Consider the following 23,513-nt stretch of genomic DNA (forward strand, 5'->3'; position numbering starts at 1 on the left):
CTCATTCCAAACACATTTTAGAAGTGGTGGAACGCTTCTACAGGTAATACGAAAACAGTAGCGCCTCCAACCGATACTTCAACTGGGTACGGCACGTAAGAGTCAGCATTTCCACCCATAGGTGAAACAGGTGCCACCATTTGATCCCTGCTCTGACAATTGTCCTTAATGATATCAAGAAGCTTTTGCACCCTGTGGTCCTCAGTTCCTATAAGGAACGTCGTATTACCTGCTCGTAAAAATCCACCGGTCGTCGCAAGCTTGGTCGCCTGAAAATTATGGTCAACCAGGGCATTCGATAAGCGATTACTATCTTTATCCTGTACGACTGCCATCACTAATTTCATGATAATCCCTCCTCGGCGGCGAGCATGACCTCGTTATTTTTTGTTACTACAATAGTTATCCCAAAGCGCCACAAAATCCTCTTTTATCACCTGAAAAATCTGATTCGCTTCGTTATCGCCATCCACAAGTGTAATTCTTTCTTGATTTTGGTCGTATAGTTCTAGAAAAGCGCCACGCACTTTCTCATGATAGTCTGTTCCTTTTTGCTCGATACGATCGAGTTGGTTCCTAGCAACCATACGTTCTTTCCCTATTGCTACAGGAAGATCGATCATGTAACTCCGATCTGGGGTTAACCCCCCGGTCGCAAATTCGTTGATCATCTTGATCGATTCGACATCCAAACCAAGGCCAACACCTTGATAGGCGATCGATGCATCTACAAAACGATCACATAGCACAACATAACCTTCCTCTAGTGCTGGAATGATTTTTTCGTTTACATGTTGAGATCGAGAAGCGGCATACAATAATACCTCTGTTTCATCAACCATTTCGGCATGCTCAGGATTTAGAATGAGCGATCGGATCTTATCACTGATCGCGGTTCCTCCTGGCTCTCTTGTATGAATAAAAGGGATGTTTTCCTCACTTAAATACTCGGCAAGCTTTTGGACCTGTGTCGATTTCCCTGCTCCATCAGGACCTTCAAACGTTATAAATAAACCTTTCAATGCTTTACTCCTCTTCTAGTGCAATCGTTATAGCATTCCCCATCATCCCCTGTACATGACCACCTTCGGATAAAACGTTCAGAAGGAACTTAACATGTTTACTTGTAAAACGTTCACCAGGCATAACTACCGGAATTCCTGGGGGATATGGAATCACTGCTTTTGCAGAAATCTTTCCTATTGCTTCCTTTACTTCGATCTCTCGTTTGCTCATTTTCTCCAATTCTTCAAAAGAATAAGCAGGAGTCGAGATTTCTTTATCTATTTCTATATTGTAGGAAATCACGGGATTCGTTCGAGATTTTAATGCGATTTCCTTGAATACTTGAATCGTCTTCTTATAATTTTCTTGTTTTGGCGCAAGTGGTAAAACGAGGAGAACGTTTAACGAATCTGCTAGCTCTGGAAAAATAGATTCTTGTTCTAACTCATCAGCTAATTGAAAGCCTGATAACCCCTTCACTTGAACCGTTACTTTCAACGGGTCAATCGTACTGACTGATGAAGTAGCATGATCGATTACAGTAACACCATCTATATGATTTAGACTTTTCTTAAACCAATCGATCTCAGAAACAATCTGTGTTAACTGTTCATGAGTTAAGGACGAAAGGTGATATCTAGCTAAATCAAGTGAAGCCATTATCGGATAAGATGGACTGCTAGACTGAAGGATTTGTAAATAGTCGTTTACCTTCGAACGGTAGTCTTCATTCACAACATGCAAGTACGCTCCCATCGTCATCGCAGGAAGGGTCTTATGAGCAGAATGGACAACAAGGTCCGCACCATGTGCGATCGAACTCTTTGGGAAGTAGCTAGACTTTCCAAAATGGGCTCCGTGCGCTTCATCTACAATTACTGTAAGATGATGCTCATCAGCGAGCGCAATCACTTTCTCTATTTCAACCGACATTCCATAATAATTAGGATTTGTTAGCACTAGTGTACGTGCCTCTGGGTACATTCTTATTGCATCTTTAAGACTTTCAACTGTAATCCCAGTCGCAACCTGACTCCTATGTTCCATTTCCGGTGAAATAAAGACAGGCTTTGCTTTTGTTAACCTCAGTCCATTTATTATAGATTTGTGACAGTTTTTTTGAATAAAAACAGTGTCACCCTGCTGACATACCGCCATCATCATCGCTAGATTTCCTGCTGTTGAACCTCCAACTAAAAATCTAGTTTGTGCGCTGCCGTATAGTTCAGAAGCTAACTCCTCAGCTTCTTTTATCACTCCATATGCATCATGCAGATCATCAAGTCCAGTAAGCTCCGTTGCATCGATCGCCATCACATGCTTAAATACTTCTTCTGCCTGTTCCATAGCTGGAATGATCGCACCATTTTTGTGGCCTGGCACATGATAAGAAATTGGATCCCTCTTGCTCCAAACTGATAATGCTTCTAGTAGTGGTACTCTGTTTTGGTCTCTCATCTATCCCACTTCTATCTATTAAAATATCGTTACCCATATACTATTATTCTATCATTATCTAGCAAAGACGAGAAGTAAAGGTAGAGGGAGAACACGGGTATGTATCAGTTTTATAAACAAAAAAAAGACAGCTTTTTCAGCTATCCCCTTATGCTAAACGACTGAGTCGTAATTTACGTAGTTTTTCTAAGTAGTACTGATAATTTGCATGACTTGTATCGGTTTCAATAACCTTTCTCTCACAATCATAACAAATAAAACGCTCACAAATATGAATTCCTTTTAAACGCGTTTCTTCACAAACAAGACAGATTTCTCCCTTACTCTGTCTTACCGAATTCTCCATCGTCCCACCTCCATGATAAAAGCTTTGCCCAATTGTATGTTAGATATACATTACAGTTATCATTTCTCAGCAGGAATATAAGGTTCCTTTCTAAGGATATGTTACACCTGCCTATCCCGTGTCTGTCTTAAGGTAAAAGAGATAAAAAATAACAAAATAGGGTGCTGGAGTGGTGTAATGGAGGTTGATCGGGATGGAAAAGTGCTTTTATCAGCGAAAAAGGCACTATTATCGGCGAGTTTTTGGTTTTATCAGCGAAGCGTTGTTTGTAACTTTTGATTTGTTAAAAGCACATTCAGATAAAACCTTTTGAGGGCGTGAATTGGGGCAATATCCGCGAAATTTTCATTTTATCCGCGATAATCAGGTTTTATCCGCGCTTTTCGATTTATATCCTCGAAACCAGGCCATTTATCCGCGATTCTGAGAATATATCCGCGAAACCCCTTTTCAAGAACCCCTGATTACTAAATCCCATAGTCAGACAAAACAAAAAAGCCAGAGCTCAATGCTCTGACTTCTCTACTTGCCTAGCGACGTCCTACTCTTGCAGGGGGAGAGCCCCCAACTACCATCGGCGCGCGAGCTTAACTTCCGTGTTCTCATACGGGGCGCGATAAGCGGCGAACTTCTTCGTCAGCTGCGCGATGCTGGATCCTCATAGATCTCCGAATATCTACTCCGGTCCAGCCTCACTTGCTTCCTCGAATTTCTTGCTTCTCCCACCCCTACGAAGCTTTCGAAGATGCCCTTTTCTTTCTTCTCAATGAAGGTACTTACCTTACGGTCTCGCAATAAAAACCAAAAAAGCATACAAAAAAGCCAGAGCTCAATGCTCTGACTTCTCATTTGCCTAGCGACGTCCTACTCTTGCAGGGGGAGAGCCCCCAACTACCATCGGCGCTGAAGAGCTTAACTTCCGTGTTCGGCATGGGAACGGGTGTGACCTCTTCGCCTTCATCACTAGACTATTCAGGTATTCCCTGAAAACTAGATAGCACTCGCAACGTATTCCAATATGTTTTAGGTTAAGCCCTCGATCGATTAGTATTCGTCAGCTCCACGTGTCGCCACGCTTCCACCCCGAACCTATCAACCTCATCATCTCTGAGGGATCTTACCAGCTTGACGCTGTGGGAAATCTCATCTCGAGGGGGGCTTCATGCTTAGATGCTTTCAGCACTTATCCCTTCCACACGTAGCTACCCAGCTATGCTCCTGGCGGAACAACTGGTACACCAGCGGTGTGTCCATCCCGGTCCTCTCGTACTAAGGACAGCTCCTCTCAAATTTCCTGCGCCCGCGACGGATAGGGACCGAACTGTCTCACGACGTTCTGAACCCAGCTCGCGTACCGCTTTAATGGGCGAACAGCCCAACCCTTGGGACCTACTTCAGCCCCAGGATGCGATGAGCCGACATCGAGGTGCCAAACCTCCCCGTCGATGTGGACTCTTGGGGGAGATAAGCCTGTTATCCCCAGGGTAGCTTTTATCCGTTGAGCGATGGCCCTTCCATGCGGAACCACCGGATCACTAAGCCCGACTTTCGTCCCTGCTCGACTTGTAGGTCTCGCAGTCAAGCTCCCTTGTGCCTTTACACTCTGCGAATGATTTCCAACCATTCTGAGGGAACCTTTGGGCGCCTCCGTTACTCTTTAGGAGGCGACCGCCCCAGTCAAACTGCCCACCTGACACTGTCTCCGCACCGGATCACGGTGCTGGGTTAGAATGTCAGTACAGCCAGGGTAGTATCCCACCGACGCCTCCACCGAACCTAGCGGTCCGGCTTCTATGGCTCCTACCTATCCTGTACAAGCTGTACCAAAATCCAATATCAGGCTACAGTAAAGCTCCATGGGGTCTTTCCGTCCTGTCGCGGGTAACCTGCATCTTCACAGGTACTATAATTTCACCGGGTCTCTCGTTGAGACAGTATCCAAGTCGTTGCACCTTTCGTGCGGGTCGGAACTTACCCGACAAGGAATTTCGCTACCTTAGGACCGTTATAGTTACGGCCGCCGTTTACTGGGGCTTCGATTCAGAGCTTCTCCCGTAAGGGATAACCCCTCCTCTTAACCTTCCAGCACCGGGCAGGTGTCAGCCCCTATACATCGCCTTGCGGCTTGGCAGAGACCTGTGTTTTTGCTAAACAGTCGCTTGGATCTTTTCACTGCGGCTCCCCTGGGCTATTCACCCGAGGAAGCACCCCTTCTCCCGAAGTTACGGGGTCATTTTGCCGAGTTCCTTAACGAGAGTTCTCCCGATCGTCTTAGGATTCTCTCCTCGCCTACCTGTGTCGGTTTGCGGTACGGGCACCTCTTTCCTCACTAGAGGCTTTTCTTGGCAGTGTAGAATCAGGGACTTCGGTACTTAAATTCCCTCGCCATCACGACTCAGCCTTCACGGTGAACGGATTTGCCTATTCACCAGCCTAATCGCTTGGACGCGCATTTCCAGCAGCGCGCTCTCCCTATCTTTCTGCGTCCCCCCGTCGTTCAAACGGAAAGGAGGTGGTACAGGAATATCAACCTGTTATCCATCGCCTACGCCTTTCGGCCTCGGCTTAGGTCCCGACTAACCCTGAGCGGACGAGCCTTCCTCAGGAAACCTTGGGCTTTCGACGGACAAGATTCTCACTTGTCTTTCGCTACTCATACCGGCATTCTCACTTCTAAGCGCTCCACCAGTCCTTTCGGTCTGACTTCGCAGCCCTTAGAACGCTCTCCTACCATTGTCGTAAGACAATCCACAGCTTCGGTGATACGTTTAGCCCCGGTACATTTTCGGCGCAGCGTCACTCGACCAGTGAGCTATTACGCACTCTTTAAATGATGGCTGCTTCTAAGCCAACATCCTGGTTGTCTAAGCAACGCCACATCCTTTTCCACTTAACGTATACTTTGGGACCTTAGCTGGTGGTCTGGGCTGTTTCCCTCTCGACTACGGATCTTATCACTCGCAGTCTGACTCCCGCGGATAAATCGTTGGCATTCGGAGTTTGACTGGATTCGGTAATCCGGTAGGGACCCCTAGTCCAATCAGTGCTCTACCTCCAAGATTCTTGCCGCGAGGCTAGCCCTAAAGCTATTTCGGAGAGAACCAGCTATCTCCGGGTTCGATTGGCATTTCACCGCTACCCACACCTCATCCCCGCATTTTTCAACATGCGTGGGTTCGGGCCTCCATTCAGTGTTACCTGAACTTCACCCTGGACATGGGTAGATCACCCGGTTTCGGGTCTACGACCACGTACTCCTTCGCCCTATTCAGACTCGCTTTCGCTGCGGCTCCGCCTTCTCGGCTTAACCTTGCACGGAATCGTAACTCGCCGGTTCATTCTACAAAAGGCACGCTGTCACCCATTAACGGGCTCCAACTAGTTGTAGGCACACGGTTTCAGGTTCTCTTTCACTCCCCTTCCGGGGTGCTTTTCACCTTTCCCTCACGGTACTGGTTCACTATCGGTCACTAGAGAGTATTTAGCCTTGGGAGATGGTCCTCCCGGATTCCGACGGGGTTTCACGTGTCCCGCCGTACTCAGGATCCGTCTCGGAGGGCAGCGGATTTTGACTACAGGATTGTTACCTTCTCTGATGGACCTTTCCAGGTCGCTTCGTCTATCCGTGCCTTTGTAACTCCAATGAGACGTCCTACAACCCCAGAGGGCAAGCCCTCTGGTTTGGGCTGTTTCCGTTTCGCTCGCCGCTACTCAGGAAATCGCGATTGCTTTCTCTTCCTCCGGGTACTGAGATGTTTCAGTTCCCCGGGTATGCCTTTTACTTCCTATGTATTCAGAAGTAAATACCATCCCATTACGGATGGTGGGTTCCCCCATTCGGAAATCTCCGGATCAAAGCGTACTTACTGCTCCCCGAAGCATATCGGTGTTCGTCCCGTCCTTCATCGGCTTCTAGTGCCAAGGCATCCACCGTGCGCCCTTAGTAGCTTAACCTTAGATTTCGCTAGAAACAGTGTTCTAACGTCATCGATGCACATCGTTAGATGTGACTAACTAAGTTATAACGCAAAAAATAATAATTATTGGATGTCGTTGTTTGTGCTATCTAGTTTTCAAGGAACATGAAAGAATACAATCATTCTTTCAAAACTAAACGAAACGCTCATGCAAGCTTGGCAACCAATGTTGCCTCGTAATTCTCCATAGAAAGGAGGTGATCCAGCCGCACCTTCCGATACGGCTACCTTGTTACGACTTCACCCCAATCATTTGTCCCACCTTCGGCGGCTGGCTCCAAAAGGTTACCTCACCGACTTCGGGTGTTACAAACTCTCGTGGTGTGACGGGCGGTGTGTACAAGGCCCGGGAACGTATTCACCGCGGCATGCTGATCCGCGATTACTAGCAATTCCGGCTTCATGCAGGCGAGTTGCAGCCTGCAATCCGAACTGAGAACGGCTTTATGGGATTCGCTTCACCTCGCGGTGTCGCTGCCCTTTGTACCGTCCATTGTAGCACGTGTGTAGCCCAGGTCATAAGGGGCATGATGATTTGACGTCGTCCCCACCTTCCTCCGGTTTGTCACCGGCAGTCACCTTAGAGTGCCCAACTGAATGCTGGCAACTAAGATCAAGGGTTGCGCTCGTTGCGGGACTTAACCCAACATCTCACGACACGAGCTGACGACAACCATGCACCACCTGTCACTCTGTCCCCCGAAGGGGAACGTCCTATCTCTAGGAGTGGCAGAGGATGTCAAGACCTGGTAAGGTTCTTCGCGTTGCTTCGAATTAAACCACATGCTCCACTGCTTGTGCGGGCCCCCGTCAATTCCTTTGAGTTTCAACCTTGCGGTCGTACTCCCCAGGCGGAGTGCTTAATGTGTTAACTTCAGCACTGAGGGTGGAACCCCCCAACACCTAGCACTCATCGTTTACGGCGTGGACTACCAGGGTATCTAATCCTGTTTGCTCCCCACGCTTTCGCGCCTCAGCGTCAGTTACAGACCAGAGAGCCGCCTTCGCCACTGGTGTTCCTCCACATATCTACGCATTTCACCGCTACACGTGGAATTCCACTCTCCTCTTCTGCACTCAAGTCCCCCAGTTTCCAATGGCCCTCCACGGTTGAGCCGTGGGCTTTCACATCAGACTTAAGAGACCGCCTGCGCGCGCTTTACGCCCAATAATTCCGGACAACGCTTGCCACCTACGTATTACCGCGGCTGCTGGCACGTAGTTAGCCGTGGCTTTCTGGTTAGGTACCGTCAAGGTACCGCCCTATTCGAACGGCACTTGTTCTTCCCTAACAACAGAGCTTTACGACCCGAAGGCCTTCGTCACTCACGCGGCGTTGCTCCGTCAGACTTTCGTCCATTGCGGAAGATTCCCTACTGCTGCCTCCCGTAGGAGTCTGGGCCGTGTCTCAGTCCCAGTGTGGCCGATCACCCTCTCAGGTCGGCTACGCATCGTGGCCTTGGTAAGCCGTTACCTTACCAACTAGCTAATGCGCCGCGGGCCCATCCTACAGTGTTAGCCAAAGGCCAACTTTCAACGTTGCATCATGCGATGCTATGTATTACCCGGTATTAGCTCCGGTTTCCCGGAGTTATCCCAGTCTGTAGGGCAGGTTGCCCACGTGTTACTCACCCGTCCGCCGCTGAGAAATGGGAGCAAGCTCCCATTTCTCCGCTCGACTTGCATGTATTAGGCACGCCGCCAGCGTTCGTCCTGAGCCAGGATCAAACTCTCCGATAGAAAAGTTCAATCTAGCTTTAAAACAATGTTTGTTTCCGTAGAAACAATTTCTTGCATGGCGTTTCGTTCAGTTTTCAAAGATCGATTTGTTTCTTTCAATGTCGTTTTCAGCGACTTTATTAATATATCATATTAACTCGTTTGCCGTCAACAACTTTTTAAAACATTTCTTTGCGTCTGCCGTGTCTTATCGGCGACTTATATAATATTAACAGCACATCGATTAGAACGCAACCCTTTTTGAAAAATTATTTTAGAAAAACAAAAAGGAACTCTTATACGAACGAGTTCCTCTCTCTTTACGCTATTATAATGAGCTGAATAGCAGCTAAAGCAACTAGACCAGGGATTCCTAGAAACCCTGAAATCGCTGCTGTTCCTAAATTGATCGGTACATGGAGGTCAAAGGGTGTTCCGAATGTATTCAAGAAGAATAATAGCAGTGCACCGATGGCGAGCTTGATCAATCCGTGACCAACCCAGCGCATGGGTTTCAAAGGTGCTCCGATGAACAGTAACAGAACAATACATAAAGCAAATAATCCGATGACGAGTTTAGGATCCATAAAAGTCCCCCGCTCTTTTCAAGAATTATTAAAGTGTATGTCTGTCCAAATAAAAAAGAACGGGAAGTTTATGGCTTCCCCATTCTTATTTTTCTACGCTTCGCTTCTTTTAATAGGAAGAAGTACTTGGCTTCATCAAGCTTCAACCGGGCTAGAACAGCTCCAGAAGGTTCCACGCTGCGACCTACTATTTCTTTTTGTTTATTCCAAACTTCTTTTAATTCTTGCAGAGCTTGAATCAAATGCTCATCGGCTTCTTTTCTCAGGTAGCCTTTCCGCTTGAAGAACATATTCTTCCCCCCTGCTGCTATAGTTCACGTCGTCCTTCTAATGCTTTAGAGAGTGTCACTTCATCAGCGTATTCTAAGTCGCCTCCGACAGGAAGACCGTGCGCGATACGCGTGATTCGAATACCCGTTGGCTTAACGAGCCGGGCGATATACATGGCTGTGGCTTCTCCTTCAATGGTAGGATCTGTTGCAAGGATGATCTCAGTAACCTTATCGTCTTGTAGACGCTTCAATAGCTCAGGCACTTTGATGTCCTCAGGACCAATCCCATCAACCGGAGAGATAGCACCATGAAGAACATGGTACAAACCAGTGTAATCTTTCATTTTTTCGATTGCGATAACATCTTTCGCATCTTGTACGACACAAATAACCGTCTCATCTCGATGGCTATCTGAACAAATTCGGCAAGGATCCGTGTCAGTGATGTGATGACAGACTGAGCAATATGTTAATTGACGCTTTGCATTTACTAACGCCTTACCGAAATCCAACACATCATCATCTTTCATTTCTAGCACGAAAAAAGCCAGGCGGACCGCCGTTTTTGGTCCGATTCCCGGCAATTTCATAAAACTATCGATTAGTTTTGATATTGGTTCAGGATAATGCACCTGCATACCCCCTACATTAATCCAGGTATATTAAGTCCCTGTGTGAATTTACCCATGTCTTTGTTTACGAGTTCATCTACATTACGAAGAGCATCGTTTGTTGCAGCAAGGATCAAGTCTTGAAGCATATCGATGTCGTCTGGATCGACAACTTCTTCTTTCACGATTACCTCAAGCACTTCTTTATGACCGTTTGCTTTTACAACGACCATTCCGCCACCAGCAGAACCTTCAACAGTTTTTTCTTTTAGTTCTTCCTGGGCCTTCGCCATATCCTTTTGCATCTTCTGCATTTGTTTCATCATGTTGTTGTTCATGCCACCCATTCCGCGTTTCATAAAACAATTCCTCCTTATTTATAGTTGAATTTTTAAGATTGAATATCGAGTAGATCATCGCCTACGAGACGTCTTGCTTCAGAGACGAGTGGATCTTCACCTGATTGCTCTGATTTTTCACCTTCGCCTGTATCAGGTTCGTCTCTTGTCTTCAGGAATTCGCTACGGATTTGCTGCCAATCATCCTCAACAATTCCTACCATCTCCATCGTTCTGCCAAGCGTTCTTGAAAGGACACTTTCTACAGTCCCTCGTATGTTATCCTTGGCAGCCATCTGGCAGTGCATTTCGTATTGGAACGAAAGCAGGAACGTTTTTTCTGTCGCAGCAACCGGCTCACTGTCTTTTAACCACGCGTGAGCAGACACTTTTTCCTGACGCACGTTTTCCATTACTTCTCCCCAGACACTTTTTACCTTCATGAGGTCCTGTTTCGTTGCCTTTTTGAGGATCTCTTTTATTTTACCATGAGATACACTAGATTTCTGTCTCGATGGTTTAAATTGTTTTTTCGGTTTAGCTTCTTGTTCAGATTCTACTTGCTTGACCTCGATTCCTTTCTGCTTCAACTCGTTGAGTTCACTTTCAAGCTTTTGAATACGGTCAAGAAGGTCACTCTGATCTTGAGTTGCTTGACTATCTGTCTCTTCCTGACAAATTTGAACGAGCGCCAGTTCTAAGAATATGCGTGGGTGATTCGTCCACTTCATCTCTTGCTGATTGCGGTTAAGTGTTTCGATAACCTTGTATACCCACTCTTTCGAACTATTCTTCGCAAGGTGTTGAAACGATTCATCTACCTTCACTCGTTCTTCCACTTCTTCAAGCTGAGGTGCAGTTTGGAAAAGGAGAAGGTCTCTAAAGTAATAGATTAAATCTTCTAAGAACCGCGCTGCATCTTTTCCGTGCTCCATAAGCTCTTCCACTGCATTTAGTGCCTCAGCTACATCTTTCTCGTAAAATGCACCAGCTATTCGAGAGATCATTTTCTGAGACACACTACCTGTGACTGCGAGAACATCGTCAAGAATAACTTCCGCTTCACTATAGGATATTGCTTGATCAAGGATACTTAATGCATCTCGCATTCCTCCATCCGCGGCTCTTGCTACTTGATAGAGGGCATCTTCTTGAACAGCGATCTGTTGTGCTTCGATGATTGTTTGTAATCTCCCTACGATGTCGTGAGCCGTGATTCGTCTCATATCAAAGCGCTGGCACCTTGATATGATCGTTAATGGAATCTTGTGTGGCTCCGTTGTCGCTAGGATAAACACCACGTGTTTTGGTGGTTCTTCAAGTGTTTTAAGTAACGCATTAAATGCTCCCGTCGACAGCATGTGAACCTCATCGATAATGTACACCTTATAAGAAACAGAACTCGGCGCGTATTTCACTTTATCGCGAATGTCTCGAATATCATCGACACCAGTGTTTGAAGCCGCATCGATTTCGATAACATCTGAGATCGAGCCATCTGTAATTCCTAGACATGCTGAGCATTCGTTACAAGGTTCAGCTACTGGCGCTTTCTCACAGTTAATTGCTTTTGCAATAATTTTCGCAGCACTCGTTTTTCCCGTTCCTCGAGGTCCTGTAAACAAATAGGCGTGAGAGATTTTTTGCTGCATCAGTGCATTTTGAATTGTTCGTGTAACATGTTTCTGGCCGACTACGTCTTCGAACGTCTGGGGCCGCCAAACACGATATAACGCTTGATAACTCATTCGCCTACTCTCCTCCTAACCTCTTCATCCTTTTCTATTATACCGTTTCGTTGTTTCTAATTCAAAAAACAATCTTATAATTTATACATGAAAAAACTCACTCTTTAGAGAGTGAGTTGAGCATTTAAGTATTAAAACCGTGCACCTTCCTTCGATAAAGCCACCACAAGCGTTACCTGAACAGTTAGCTCGATCCGGGCACTCCCGCGGCACACAGAGGGAACCTACTTACTGCTGCTTCCTTCCGGACCTGACAGGGTTCGTAGGACTCTGTTGCGCAGGACCCGAATGTCAACACCACTTATTCAGGGCAGACCCTGCAGTAGCTAAACCTCGGGAAGGGATTCAGTCTCGCTGTAGCGGATTGCGAGTACAGGGCACCGCTAATTCCCCACCTAGCACGGCAAATTTGATAACATTTTTAGTGCACGTCTAACGTGCAAAATCTAGTATATCGCATCGAAGCGAAAATATCAATAGATCCAATACTCCAACTTTTGTAAGATGGCGGAGGCGAGAGGATTCGAACCCCCGCGGCGCGTGAACGCCCTAGCTGATTTCGAGTCAGCCCCCTTCAGCCAGACTTGGGTACGCCTCCATCTATCGATTGCAAGAAACAATATAACATCTATGCGTTGTTCGTATCAAACGTTATCTTCTTTCCTTCTGCGCTTTTCTTCCTTCCTCTGTTCTCTTAATGTACGGAAGAATGTCGATAACATCGAGCCGCACTCTTCTTCCATGACACCACACGTTACCTCTGCTTGATGGTTAAAGCGACTATCGTCGAGAAGGTTCATAAGCGTACCGGCACACCCACCTTTCGGATCACTCGCGCCATATACTACTCGTTCAACTCTAGAGAGTACAATCGCACCACTACACATCGCGCAGGGTTCAAGCGTCACATAGAGAGTACACCCTGTTAATCGCCAGCTTCCGGTCACTCTACAAGCTTCATCTATAGCTAAAAGTTCCGCATGCGCGACAGAACGCTGTTCAGATTCTCTTAAGTTGTATGCCGATGCAATCACTTCATTATCTTTTACGATGACTGCACCGATCGGAACTTCCCCAATTGCCTCAGCTTTTTTTGCTTCTTCAATTGCTTTTTGCATAAAATAACCATCGCTATACTGTGCATCTTCCATTAGAGTAGCTCCTTCTTACAATGTTTTATTTCTTTACACTCTTGGGTAAACTACATACAATTTCCAATTCTATCATCTATTATAAGGAGAGGAGTTCTTATGAGTAAAGAACATACAAAATCCGAACACCAGCAATCATCCGTCGCATTACTATTAATCGATGTTATCAATACAATGGATTTTGAAGGCGCAGAATTACTAGCTAGATATACAGAAGATGCCGCTGATCGCATTGCATCCTTGAAAAAGAGTGCAAAAGAAAACGGGATGCCGGTCATCTACGTGAACGATAACTATGGTATGTGGCAATCGAATTTTAATAAAGTCGTTAACTACGCTGCAGAAGCGAACGGAAAGCACCTAGTCGACCGACTAGCGCCTGATGATGACGACTACACAGTAGTCAAACCGAAGCATTCTGGCTTCTTTTCAACACCACTTTCTTCCTTATTAAAATATCTAAAAGTACACACCCTTATTCTGACTGGATTTGCAGGCAATATCTGTGTCTTATTCACAGCCAACGATGCATATATGAGGGAATATGAACTATACATCCCAAGTGACTGCAGCGCTTCGAACGTGAAGGAAGATAACGATTATGCATTAAAACTTATGGAAGGAAACCTAAAGGCAAACATCCAACCTTCAACCGAACTAGACCTGAAAGAAATCATGAAAAAAGCTGATGACAAGAACACCGTTACCTCCTATGAAGGATAATGAAGAACCCCCTCTACTATAGAAGGGGTTCTCGTCGATTATGAGCTCGTTTGGAAATAAGCTGGTCTTTGCTCGAAGGCAGCATTCAAATACGTTACCATCAGTTTATCGTCAAACAGCTTACTTCCCTTTCTGAGACTTTGACAATATCCATTTTTAAACTCAAGGCGGTCGATGGTAAATGTATGGTTATACTCACTGCTTACCGTCACTTCGATTGCGCGTTCATCCGCCTTAAAAGAAAGGAACGTATCATTGATTTGAAAACGCACTTCTTCTAGATACTTTGAATGGTACGTACACGTCATACACCGAATGACCTCATAATATCCACCATCCGTAATTGAATGCTCGATCTTGTACCTTTTCAAATCAGAATCGATATACTTCATCACGTCTTGAACTTTTTTAGTAGGGATCGCAAGTTCTACATTCGTCGTTAAAGAACGATAAAAGCGCTTCTTAATTCCTACCTTATAGGATACGAGTCCGATACACCACGTGATAATGAGGACAGGCAGGACATAGGATAGGATCTCTTGCTCAAAAATCGTCCACTCGTAATACCATACAAGAAGCAGCGTAACGATTGAGAAAAGAATTCCAGCAAGTAACGTTTGCGGGCGATAATCTCGAAAATCATTTTCAGCACTTGTAAGCTCTGCTTTCAACCACTCAAGCTCGTACAGATCGAAGCGCTGCAGTTCCTTTTGCAGCCACGAAGTATCATTCATCCATCCGTCCGACCTTCTATGATGCAAGAAACCCTTAAAAAAACGATTAATGTTCGAGTTCGTCTCCATCTTACGTTCGATGGTCTGCCGAAATGCGCGGTCATATGCACGTGCTACTAGACTAATGACCTGCACTAGGACCACAAGTGATAGCAATAATAAGAAAAGCTGCCCCCATGGGTTGTCTGAAAATAGGGTTTGCACCCCATCAACCAGTGGAGAAAGCTCGGATTTTAAATTGATACGTACGGCTCGAAACACATCGGCCGCTGCACCTTTCCACTCATCCAACGTGATAGCCTCCCAACCTAGCAATCTTTTATCTCTATCATATCACCTTTACAATTCTTTAGCTTGCATTTTTTAACAATGAACGTTACATCGTAAGGATTCGTAGAAAAACAAAAAACCGATGAGTGATCACTCATCGGTTATGTCATTACTCGATTCTACTGATTGTAAAGCAGCTTAGACAAACGATTAATGTTCTTTCTGTGCCAAGATCGATATAAGAGAAATAGCCACAGTTTGTTTTTCTATCGATCGTCAGCAAGGTGAACGGCGTCGGCACAAAACTATTGGACACCTTTAGAGGTTCACCATTCTCACAGCTAAATAGATAATACTGATCTCGTGGTGGCGAGCCGCCTTGTAATGTGAAGTTTAGCTCTTCACGTTCTCCCGCTTGAATAAATATAGGTTCTGTTTGAGGTTCAAATGATGGTGCAGCTGCGCGTATTACATAATCACCTTCTGGAAGCTCCATCGAGTACGTTCCATCCTGACGAGTAGAAACTTCCGCGAAGATCTCATTATTTCTCCTCGCAGTGATCGTTGCACCACCGATTGGCTCACCCGTTCTCTCACTCGTTACTCTTCCGAAAAGGATACCTGGGTTTGCTGCACCGAGTACAAAATTAACAGTTCGATCACTGTTAGGTAATAACGTGATGACTTTCTCATCCGGTGTAAATCCAGGCAAGGATGCAACAAAAGTTAATGTTTCTGCCGGAAGATAACCGATTACATAAACGCCCTCTCGACTTGTCACGCCTCTTCCTACAACATTTCCATTGCTGTCAAAAACCGTTATCCCTACATCGTTAAGTGCATTTCCATTTTCATCTGTTACGTTCCCTCTAACGATCGATGGGTCACCAGTTAGTAAGAAGTTAACCGTAGTGGTTTCTCCTGCTACGATCGTCAATGCTTTGGCGTTTGAATCGCAGCCGACTGCTAGAGCTCTAATTGAATAACGGCCCGGTGCTAACCCATTGATCACATAGTTCCCGTTTTGGTCAGTAAGTGTGTTCGCGATCGGTACATTCAACTCGTTTAGAACAATGATTGAGACACCTGCTACAAATCTTGAGGTGTTTTCGTCTTTCACTCTACCTGAAACAGATCCGGGGCTTAAAGATAATGCAAAGTTCACTTCAGCTGTTTCGAGAGGCTCTGCTGTAAATTCTTTTGCCGTTGAGTCATACGTTTCATTTCGAACAACGAGCGTATACTCACCCGGGTCAAATCCTTCAATTAAATAATTCCCATCACGATCAGTTTGCCCTCTTTGCAGAAAGCCACCGCTTGACGTGACCAACCGAACAAGTGCACCTTCGATTGGCAAGCCTGTTGCTGCATCTCTTACGTTCCCTCTCACGTTAGCTGGAAGTGGAAACAATCCAAGGTTTTGGACAACCATTTCATTGGAGCGTATTTCGATTGAAGCTAAATCACTCCCAAGACCCCCGCCAAATGCAACCACCATATAGATGGCAGGTGTAAGTCCAGTTATTAAATACTCTCCATTTTCGTTTGTTAGAGTAGAAGCGACAAGTTCCCCATCAGGGCTCAACCACCTTAATTCAACGATCGCACCTGAAACTCTTTCTTTCGTTTCTTGATTAACAACGATTCCGCTAAGGCTTCCTGGATTTGGGTTCAGGGCGAAATCAAGGGTAGTTTTTTCATTACTTTCAACGATCGCGCCTGCAAGCTTTATGCCATACTCAGGATGACTGACGATCACTTCATAGACGCCTGAAGGGATATCTGAAACAAGGTACTGACCATCCGGTTGACTGAGTACGGTTGCTATGATCGTACCCGCTTCGTTCATTACCTGTACGTTTGCATTGGGAACCGGCAAGCCTGTTGCTTCGTCTGTAATACTTCCACCGATGCTGCCAGGATTAGGAGTTAATGCAATGGTGACTTCTGATACTTCGTTTGCAACAACATTTACACCTGCGGATCCCGTTCCAAACCCATCGCGTGATGCAGTGACTACCTGAGATCCAGGTGGGATATTTTGAACCGTAAAGCTTCCATCTTCATTCGTGACTCCATTGGCGAGGGTAATATTCGCAGCGTCCTTTATTTGAATAGTTGCTCCAGCGATTCCATTTCCAGTATCCATGTTCGTTACCGTACCAGTTATAATTCCCGCATTACGGAAGAGGGTGATGGTCAACTCACTGACTTCTCCTCCGACGACCGTTACAGGGACAACCTTAGATTGATAACCGTTAGCACTGATGCTTACAAGATATTGACCAGGAGCTAAGTCACTAAAACTAAACTCGCACTCTGGCGAAGCGACGGTAGACTGAAGAAGCAATCCCTTTTCATCAAGCAATCGAACCCCAACCGTATCTGAGATTATTTGATGTCCAGTCTCATCCTGAAGTTTGCCGAAGATTGAACCAGTCGTTCTTTTAAGAAAGAGATCAACTGTCGTTGTTTGATCAGGTTCAACAATGGCCCCAGCTGTTTTCCGTGCATAGGAAGCTTTCGTTGCGGAAACGGTATAACTTCCTGCTTCAAGCCCTCCTACTAAATAACTTCCACCTGTAGTCGTTGCCGTTGTGGCAATGACTAGCCCGTTACTATCAAGGATGTTGACGTTAGCTCCTACGACCGGATTTCCTGTAACTTCATCGAACACCATTCCAGATATTCTTCCTGGATTTAGTCTGAGCACGAAATTAACGACTCTGTTTTGTTCTGCGACGAGCGATACCCCTGTCGATGCGCTGCCCACGTCAGGTGCAGATGTTCCAGGAGCTGACGCTAAAATTCTGTAAGTCCCTGGCTTCAATCCTCCTATTGAATAGTTTCCGTTTTCATCAACTGCACTTGTTCCGATTACAACACCGTTCACATCGATAATTTTAACAACAGCATTTTTGAGTGGCTGCCCATTTTCATCTAGCACAGTACCAGATAGACTAGCAGGGATACCTGTTAATGATAGATTTGTGAGTGTTGTCGCATTTGGCGAAACGGTACTTCCCGTAGAATTTTCAGTGTAGCCAACCGCATTCGCGACGATCGTATACGTTCCTGGAACAAGACCTGAAATCGTATACTCCCCTAAACCATTCGTCGTGGTCGTAGCGATTGGTACAAGATCCTGAGCGAAGAATGCTGTGACCTCTGCGCCGACTAGCCTTGTATTTGTGTCTGCATCGACAATCGTACCAGTAATACTTCCTGGATTTGAGTCTAAGTTGATATTAACGATTTCTGTGTCTCCAGAAGTGACGATGACGCCAATTTCTTGAGTCTGAAAATCTGGGTTTCTCGTCACAACTCTATATTGAAGAGCTTCTAGTTCCGTAAATTGATAGAAGCCATTCTCATCGGTGTTTGTTGTGAAGACAAGCATGCCATCTTGATTAAATAGCTCTACCGTTATTCCGGATAACTCAAGACCTGTATTCGCATTTCTAATCGTACCTTGAATAGCTCCTGGGTCCGGTATCAACTTAATGTCGACTGTTTTGGTTTCACCGCGGCCAACAATTGTTGTTGCCTCTGCAGCACCAAAATCTTCAGCTGAAGCAATGACCGTATATGTGCTTGCAGATAGAGTATTCACGATATACTCGCCATTAGAGTTCGTAGTCGTAGTAGCGATTACTGGACCACTCGGGGATTGTTCGCGTATAACGATTGTACTTCCAGAAATCGGACTTCCAGTATTAAAGTTAGTGATTCTTCCAGTAATCGTTCCAGGGATCGGTGATAGCGCGAAGCTGAGTACGGTTGTTTCGTTCGGCTCGATACTAAAGCTAGCTGTACGACTTGTAAAACCTTCTGCAGCGACAACTGCTTGGTAGTTTCCAGGACTCAATCCTTCTGTTAAAAACTGTCCAGACTCATCAGAAGTAATCGTTGCGATTTGTTCTCCATTTTCATTGATTAAGATGACTGCACCAGAAATCGCTTCTCCAGTGTCAATATTCGTAATATAACCTGTCAAAAATCCTAAACTCTGTTCAAGATCAACATTTAGCGTTTTAACTTCTCCTGGCTCAACCACTGTCGTCAAGGATTTCGCGCCGAAATCAGTTGCGTTTACGCTTAGTACTACCGTACCTGCTGGGATGTTTTCTACAATATATTCGCCATTCAAGCCTGAGATCGAAGTTGCGATCGGTAGTCCTTCTGAAGTTGTAAACGTTAGAACCGCGCCGGTAATCCCTTCCCCTGTCGCAGTATTCGTTACCCTTCCTGTAAGAGTAGCCGGTAAAAGTTGAAGAGGAATCGTTACCGTTTCTGTCGCTCCAGCAATAACACTTGCACTCGCTGTGTTTGCAGTATAAGAAGGGGCGGTTGCATTCACATTGTACTGTCCAGGCTGTAGCGCACTAATGAAAAATGTCCCGTCTGAATTTGCAACAAACGTTTGAAGTAAGGCTCCGCTTGCACTAAATAACTTGATGCCAATATTATCACCTGTGATTAAATTGCCATCACTATCAACGACTGATCCTGAAATATTCCCTACTAAACTCTCGAGCGTTAACGTTGCGATCGTATTTTCGTTACTCGCAACTACTGCACCGACAAATTCCGTTGAAAAGTTAGTGGCCGTTGCCACTACCGTATAAGAACCAGGGGCGATCCCTTCAACGATAAATTCTCCAAACTCATTCGTCGTAAGCGTTTTGATTTGATTATTATCAAAGGTTCGAATGATGACAGTGGCACCAGAAATGCCATTTCCAGAAGTGTCGATCACTTGCCCGACGATGGTTCCTGGATCCGGAATCAAGACAAAATCTGCATCCGTTACAGTTTGACCAGGTGTTAATGTGATCCCACCAGTTGTGGAAGCAAAGTCTTGTGCACTGACAATGACTGAAAAAGATCCAGGCGGTAAGTTTCCAATCACATATTGCCCGGATTGGTCCGTTGCACCTGAGCCTAATATACTACCGTTCGTATCGATAATTTGAATAGTAGCATTTGGAATCGGATTGCCACTAGGATCAGTAATCGTACCGCTCATTTCTGAAGGGTTAGGCTGCATCGTTAAATCAACAGACGTTATTTGATCTGCGACAACCGTAGCACCCGCTGTAGATACACGGTAATTCGGTGCAGTAGCGGAAACAATATATTCTCCCGGAACGAGGTTACTGAACGTAAATTCTCCAGCCTCATTTAGGAGTGTTGTTGCAACATAAAGGTCATCTGATGTTCTTAGCGTAACCGTAGTACCTTCAACGACAGGAGATACCGTCCCTGAAATGCTGCCCGGGTTACTCTCTAAACTTTGGTTCACGATTGTTGTTTCATTAGGTTCTACGATAGCCCCCGTAGAAGAGGACTGAAAGCCAGAAGCAATTGCTGTAACGGTATAATTTCCTGGTGCTAATCCATTAAACACATAACCTCCATTTGAATCAGTTAAGATCGTTCCTACTAAAAGTCCCTGATCATCAATGATCCTCACAGATACATTACTAAGCGGGTTTCCATCACTATCTGTTACTGTACCGACAATATTACCCGGTGCAGGCGTAAGTTCAATATCTACTACCGTCGATGCTCCTGGTAATAGGGAAGCAGTAGCTGAGTTCGATTGAAAATCAGCTGCATGCGCAGTAATGTTATAAATTCCTGGTGGAAGATCCGTTACTTCGTATTCTCCATTAAGATTCGTAAATGCAGTTGTTACTAACGTTCCAGCTGCATCAAAAATCTGCACTTCAATCATAGAACCAGTGATCGGAAGGCCAGTATCTCCGTTTATGATTGTGCCTGAAACACTTGAAGGATTTGGCTCTAATGAGAAGTTTACAGTAGTCGTTTGGTCTGAAACGATCGTCGCACCTTTAAATTGACTTTGAAAGTCTTCAGCTGACGCAATAATCGTGTAAGGTCCTGGTGCCAATCCTAGTGCCGTATATCTGCCCTGATCATCTGTGATGACTTGCGTAATAATAGCTTCCGTGCGATCATCGCGAACGGTGATGACAGCTCCAGAAATCGGATCACCGCTAGATTGCACAGTCCCTTCTAGCGTTCCTGGATTAGGAATAAGAGTTGCATTTGCCCGAGTCACTTCATTCTCAACAACAGATGCACCAACCGTTTCCGTAGAATATCCCATCTTGGAGACAGTGATTGTATAAAATCCTGGACTAAGATTATTGATTTCATACAAACCATTGTTATCCGTTGTAACAGTTGCAACGTGAACATTGTTGAAGAATGCTTCGACTATTGCTCCTGTCAGGACATTCCCATCGTTATCTGTTACCTGACCTGCAATTCCCCCTACTAGTTGATCGAGACTTACGTTAAGTTGTGTCGTTTCGTTTGAACGTATTTTTGTTCCAACAGTCTTCGATCCGTAACCATCGCTTATAAACGTCACACTGTATTGTCCCGGAGCAAGGTTAGAAAAGCTATATGAGCCATCAACAGCAGTCATAGTGGATGCTACTGTAACGCCGCGAGCGTCAACAACTTGAACGGTTGTACCAGGAAGCGGATCAGATGTTGCAGAGTCAGTCACAACTCCCTCCAGTGCCCCGGGGTTTGCAATTAGCTCTACGTTCACGTTCTTTGTTTCTCCAGCATCAAGATTAAACCCAACAACGGATGTTCGATAAAGATCTTTACTTACTCGTAATTGATAATCCCCTGGAGCTAAATCATCGATAACATAATTACCAGAAGCATCAGTGGACACTCTAGCGATTGTCGTTCCGGCAGAATTCAATACCTCCACTAACGCACCGCTCAGTGGGTCACCTGCTTCATTTGTTACAGTGCCTTGTACCGTTCCTGGATTCGGTTCAAGGACAAAGTTTGCAGTCGACGTTTGACCCCCCTTTACCATTACGCCTTGTTCAGCCGACTGAAACCCTGACGCGCTGACAACAACTGTGTAAGATCCTGTCTTTACCGATGGGAAGTTATATTCCCCGCTCGCATTCGTGGTACCTTCATCGATGACGTTTCCAGCAGAATCGACGAGTAAAACAGTAGCGTTCGCAATTGCCCCGCCACTTCCATTTGTAACAGTTCCTTCTACGGCTCCTTGAAGCTCCGTTAGAAAAACATCTTTCCTTGTGATCGCTCCTGAACTGACTTCCACCGTCTGGATATTTGTAATGAAATTGGGCTTAGAATATTCAATCGTGTATGACCCAGGCGCTATCTCAGTAAGCGAATACTCTCCTCTGTCGTTCGTTGTCGTTACAGCAATCGTTGTTGCGCCATCTTTTAGTTCCACGACAACATCCGCTAAAGGAAGACCCGTTGTGTGGTTTTTAACGATCCCGGTAACTCCTCCATTACTAGTTACAGTAATAACCGTCGTAACCGTATCGGATGATATTCTCTTACCTGTGTTACCATCCGTACCTATCGCTCTTGCTCTTTCAAGAACACGTTCTCCATCCGTCGTGAAGAATCCACTCATTTCAAAATCAAGGATTGCTGTTTCTCCCGGTGGTAGAATCCCAATCTCCCATCCTAGCGTGTTTGTGTGCTCATTATAATACGCATTACCTGTTGAACGACTAATGATTGAAAATCCACTCACTAAATCAAACTCGATCACATCTTGCAACTTAACAGTTTTCGCTTTGCTTTGTCCTGTGTTTTCTACAACTAATCTAGCAGTATAGACTGCTTCATCTCCTGCCCCGACTGTAGTAGGACCACTCACTAGTATTTTTTGAAGATCTAGTTTTGCTTTTACGTTAGTATCCTCTACTGAGATCGGATCAGAAAAAGCATCGGTGAACTGAAAACCTTCAGAAATCCTCAAAGAGTCCTTATTGTAGTTGTTCGCATTCGTCGAGGTGAACGATATAAGCTGCAGTGGTGTGTTTTCAGTTATGTTTAGAAAATCGAATAAAATGTTGGCTGGTATAAAAAAGTCAAGAAAGACGTTGTTATTCCCACCAAACGTTGTGTCAGCTGGCGTAACCCTCGCGATATCGAAGTTTATGATCGGCTGCGAGTAATTGGGCTCTCCCCTACCATTGATACCTTCAGCTGGATCATTCCATGAGTTGACTTCTTGGTTAGTGTTTTCAATGAGAACGAGCTCCTCACTTAGCCCATCTACAGCTAAAAGCCATTGGTACGTTCCAGGCGGTCCTCCAGTATTAAACAAAACACCCCACGAAAAATTTTGAAAGCCTGTTTTCTTATTATTACGCGGGTCATCGTTTAAACGTAAACGAAAGTAGACATTTGTATCATCATACGCGATGGCGAACGATGGGTTTGATGTATCACCGACTAAATCTACTGCTGCTGGATTTTCGTCATTGAACACATCAAAATAAAAACCTGTTCCCAAAGGCACGGATGTATATTGATTTTCGTTCGGAAATGACACGATTCTTCCTCCTTAATATTCACTTCCTATAGGTTTATGCATAAAAAGGGTACATGTCGTGGTGGATAGGCCTATACATGTTCTTAAATTCCATCCTTGTCCCTTGTTGAACAAGCCTGTTTTTTGAACTCTGGATATAAAAAAAACACCCGAACAAATTTTTGTTCGAGTGTTACTAGATCTATGTA

At 45.2% G+C, this 23,513-nt stretch carries 13 protein-coding genes, 1 tRNA gene, 3 rRNA genes and 1 other RNA gene; 1 reads left to right on the forward strand and 17 read right to left on the reverse strand.

Going from position 1 to position 23,513, the window contains the following annotated elements; all coding sequences use genetic code 11:
* Window positions 1-17: 17 nt before the first annotated feature.
* The 15 genes from ACXAEY_RS00280 to tadA form a co-directional block, all read right to left on the reverse strand.
* Window positions 18-347: a cyclic-di-AMP receptor gene (locus ACXAEY_RS00280; protein WP_224885500.1), complete on the reverse strand. Its 330-nt coding sequence runs from the start codon at window positions 345-347 to the stop codon at window positions 18-20.
* Between the two features lie 33 nt (window positions 348-380).
* Window positions 381-1,022: a dTMP kinase gene (gene tmk, locus ACXAEY_RS00285; RefSeq protein WP_270182923.1), complete on the reverse strand. Its 642-nt coding sequence runs from the start codon at window positions 1,020-1,022 to the stop codon at window positions 381-383.
* A gap of 4 nt (window positions 1,023-1,026) precedes the next feature.
* Window positions 1,027-2,463 carry an aminotransferase class I/II-fold pyridoxal phosphate-dependent enzyme gene (locus tag ACXAEY_RS00290; RefSeq protein WP_474809729.1) on the reverse strand — a complete coding sequence of 479 codons (1,437 nt, stop codon included), beginning with the start codon at window positions 2,461-2,463 and terminating at the stop codon, window positions 1,027-1,029.
* Between the two features lie 148 nt (window positions 2,464-2,611).
* Window positions 2,612-2,809 (reverse strand): sigma factor G inhibitor Gin, encoded by a 198-nt coding sequence (locus tag ACXAEY_RS00295; protein ID WP_270182925.1) that lies wholly within the window; start codon window positions 2,807-2,809, stop codon window positions 2,612-2,614.
* A gap of 851 nt (window positions 2,810-3,660) precedes the next feature.
* A 5S ribosomal RNA gene (gene rrf / locus ACXAEY_RS00300) occupies window positions 3,661-3,777 on the reverse strand.
* 56 nt (window positions 3,778-3,833) lie between these two features.
* Window positions 3,834-6,763 (reverse strand): 23S ribosomal RNA (locus ACXAEY_RS00305).
* 213 nt (window positions 6,764-6,976) lie between these two features.
* Window positions 6,977-8,526, reverse strand: a 16S ribosomal RNA gene (locus ACXAEY_RS00310).
* Together the 16S, 23S and 5S rRNA genes form the textbook arrangement of a ribosomal RNA operon.
* 299 nt (window positions 8,527-8,825) lie before the next feature.
* Complete coding sequence (locus tag ACXAEY_RS00315; RefSeq protein ID WP_270182930.1) at window positions 8,826-9,092, reverse strand: pro-sigmaK processing inhibitor BofA family protein; 267 nt, start codon at window positions 9,090-9,092, stop codon at window positions 8,826-8,828.
* Window positions 9,093-9,160: 68 nt separating this feature from the next.
* The gene (locus tag ACXAEY_RS00320; protein WP_270182931.1) at window positions 9,161-9,382 is read right to left on the reverse strand and encodes a YaaL family protein; all 222 of its coding nucleotides are present in this window, start codon (window positions 9,380-9,382) and stop codon (window positions 9,161-9,163) included.
* Window positions 9,383-9,399: 17 nt separating this feature from the next.
* On the reverse strand, window positions 9,400-9,996 hold the full coding sequence (recR, locus tag ACXAEY_RS00325; protein ID WP_270182932.1) for a recombination mediator RecR: 597 nt from the start codon (window positions 9,994-9,996) through the stop codon (window positions 9,400-9,402).
* An 11-nt stretch (window positions 9,997-10,007) separates the two neighbouring features.
* The gene (locus ACXAEY_RS00330) at window positions 10,008-10,334 is read right to left on the reverse strand and encodes a YbaB/EbfC family nucleoid-associated protein (RefSeq protein WP_270182933.1); all 327 of its coding nucleotides are present in this window, start codon (window positions 10,332-10,334) and stop codon (window positions 10,008-10,010) included.
* Between the two features lie 32 nt (window positions 10,335-10,366).
* On the reverse strand, window positions 10,367-12,061 hold the full coding sequence (gene dnaX / locus ACXAEY_RS00335) for a DNA polymerase III subunit gamma/tau (protein ID WP_270182934.1): 1,695 nt from the start codon (window positions 12,059-12,061) through the stop codon (window positions 10,367-10,369).
* Between the two features lie 137 nt (window positions 12,062-12,198).
* Window positions 12,199-12,465: signal recognition particle sRNA large type (gene ffs / locus ACXAEY_RS00340), an RNA gene on the reverse strand.
* Window positions 12,466-12,566: 101 nt separating this feature from the next.
* A tRNA-Ser gene (locus tag ACXAEY_RS00345) sits at window positions 12,567-12,659 on the reverse strand.
* A 46-nt stretch (window positions 12,660-12,705) separates the two neighbouring features.
* Window positions 12,706-13,212, reverse strand: a complete 507-nt coding sequence (gene tadA / locus ACXAEY_RS00350) for a tRNA adenosine(34) deaminase TadA (protein WP_474809732.1) — start codon at window positions 13,210-13,212, stop codon at window positions 12,706-12,708.
* A gap of 99 nt (window positions 13,213-13,311) precedes the next feature.
* On the opposite strand from tadA, the gene ACXAEY_RS00355 reads away from it, so the two are divergent.
* Entirely contained in the window at window positions 13,312-13,935 is a 624-nt protein-coding gene (locus ACXAEY_RS00355) for a cysteine hydrolase family protein (RefSeq protein WP_474809734.1), read from the forward strand.
* A 38-nt stretch (window positions 13,936-13,973) separates the two neighbouring features.
* Here the strand turns inward: ACXAEY_RS00355 and ACXAEY_RS00360 are convergent, their stop codons facing one another.
* Together ACXAEY_RS00360 and ACXAEY_RS00365 are read right to left on the reverse strand one after the other, a co-directional pair.
* Complete coding sequence (locus ACXAEY_RS00360; RefSeq protein ID WP_474809735.1) at window positions 13,974-14,960, reverse strand: hypothetical protein; 987 nt, start codon at window positions 14,958-14,960, stop codon at window positions 13,974-13,976.
* 148 nt (window positions 14,961-15,108) lie between these two features.
* Window positions 15,109-23,325: a carboxypeptidase regulatory-like domain-containing protein gene (locus ACXAEY_RS00365; protein WP_474809736.1), complete on the reverse strand. Its 8,217-nt coding sequence runs from the start codon at window positions 23,323-23,325 to the stop codon at window positions 15,109-15,111.
* Window positions 23,326-23,513 lie beyond the last annotated feature (188 nt).

Source organism: Anaerobacillus sp. ABA4_114, assembly GCF_056159065.1.

Excerpts from the sequence above, each read along its gene's own strand:
- ACXAEY_RS00280 (WP_224885500.1), bottom strand. The coding sequence starts at position 347 with ATGAAATTAGTGATGGCAGTCGTACAGGATAAAGATAGTAATCGCTTA.
- ACXAEY_RS00290 (WP_474809729.1), bottom strand. The coding sequence starts at position 2,463 with ATGAGAGACCAAAACAGAGTACCACTACTAGAAGCATTATCAGTTTGG.
- ACXAEY_RS00295 (WP_270182925.1), bottom strand. The coding sequence starts at position 2,809 with ATGGAGAATTCGGTAAGACAGAGTAAGGGAGAAATCTGTCTTGTTTGT.
- ACXAEY_RS00315 (WP_270182930.1), bottom strand. The coding sequence starts at position 9,092 with ATGGATCCTAAACTCGTCATCGGATTATTTGCTTTATGTATTGTTCTG.
- ACXAEY_RS00320 (WP_270182931.1), bottom strand. The coding sequence starts at position 9,382 with ATGTTCTTCAAGCGGAAAGGCTACCTGAGAAAAGAAGCCGATGAGCAT.
- ACXAEY_RS00330 (WP_270182933.1), bottom strand. The coding sequence starts at position 10,334 with ATGAAACGCGGAATGGGTGGCATGAACAACAACATGATGAAACAAATG.
- dnaX (WP_270182934.1), bottom strand. The coding sequence starts at position 12,061 with ATGAGTTATCAAGCGTTATATCGTGTTTGGCGGCCCCAGACGTTCGAA.
- tadA (WP_474809732.1), bottom strand. The coding sequence starts at position 13,212 with ATGGAAGATGCACAGTATAGCGATGGTTATTTTATGCAAAAAGCAATT.
- ACXAEY_RS00355 (WP_474809734.1), top strand. The coding sequence starts at position 13,312 with ATGAGTAAAGAACATACAAAATCCGAACACCAGCAATCATCCGTCGCA.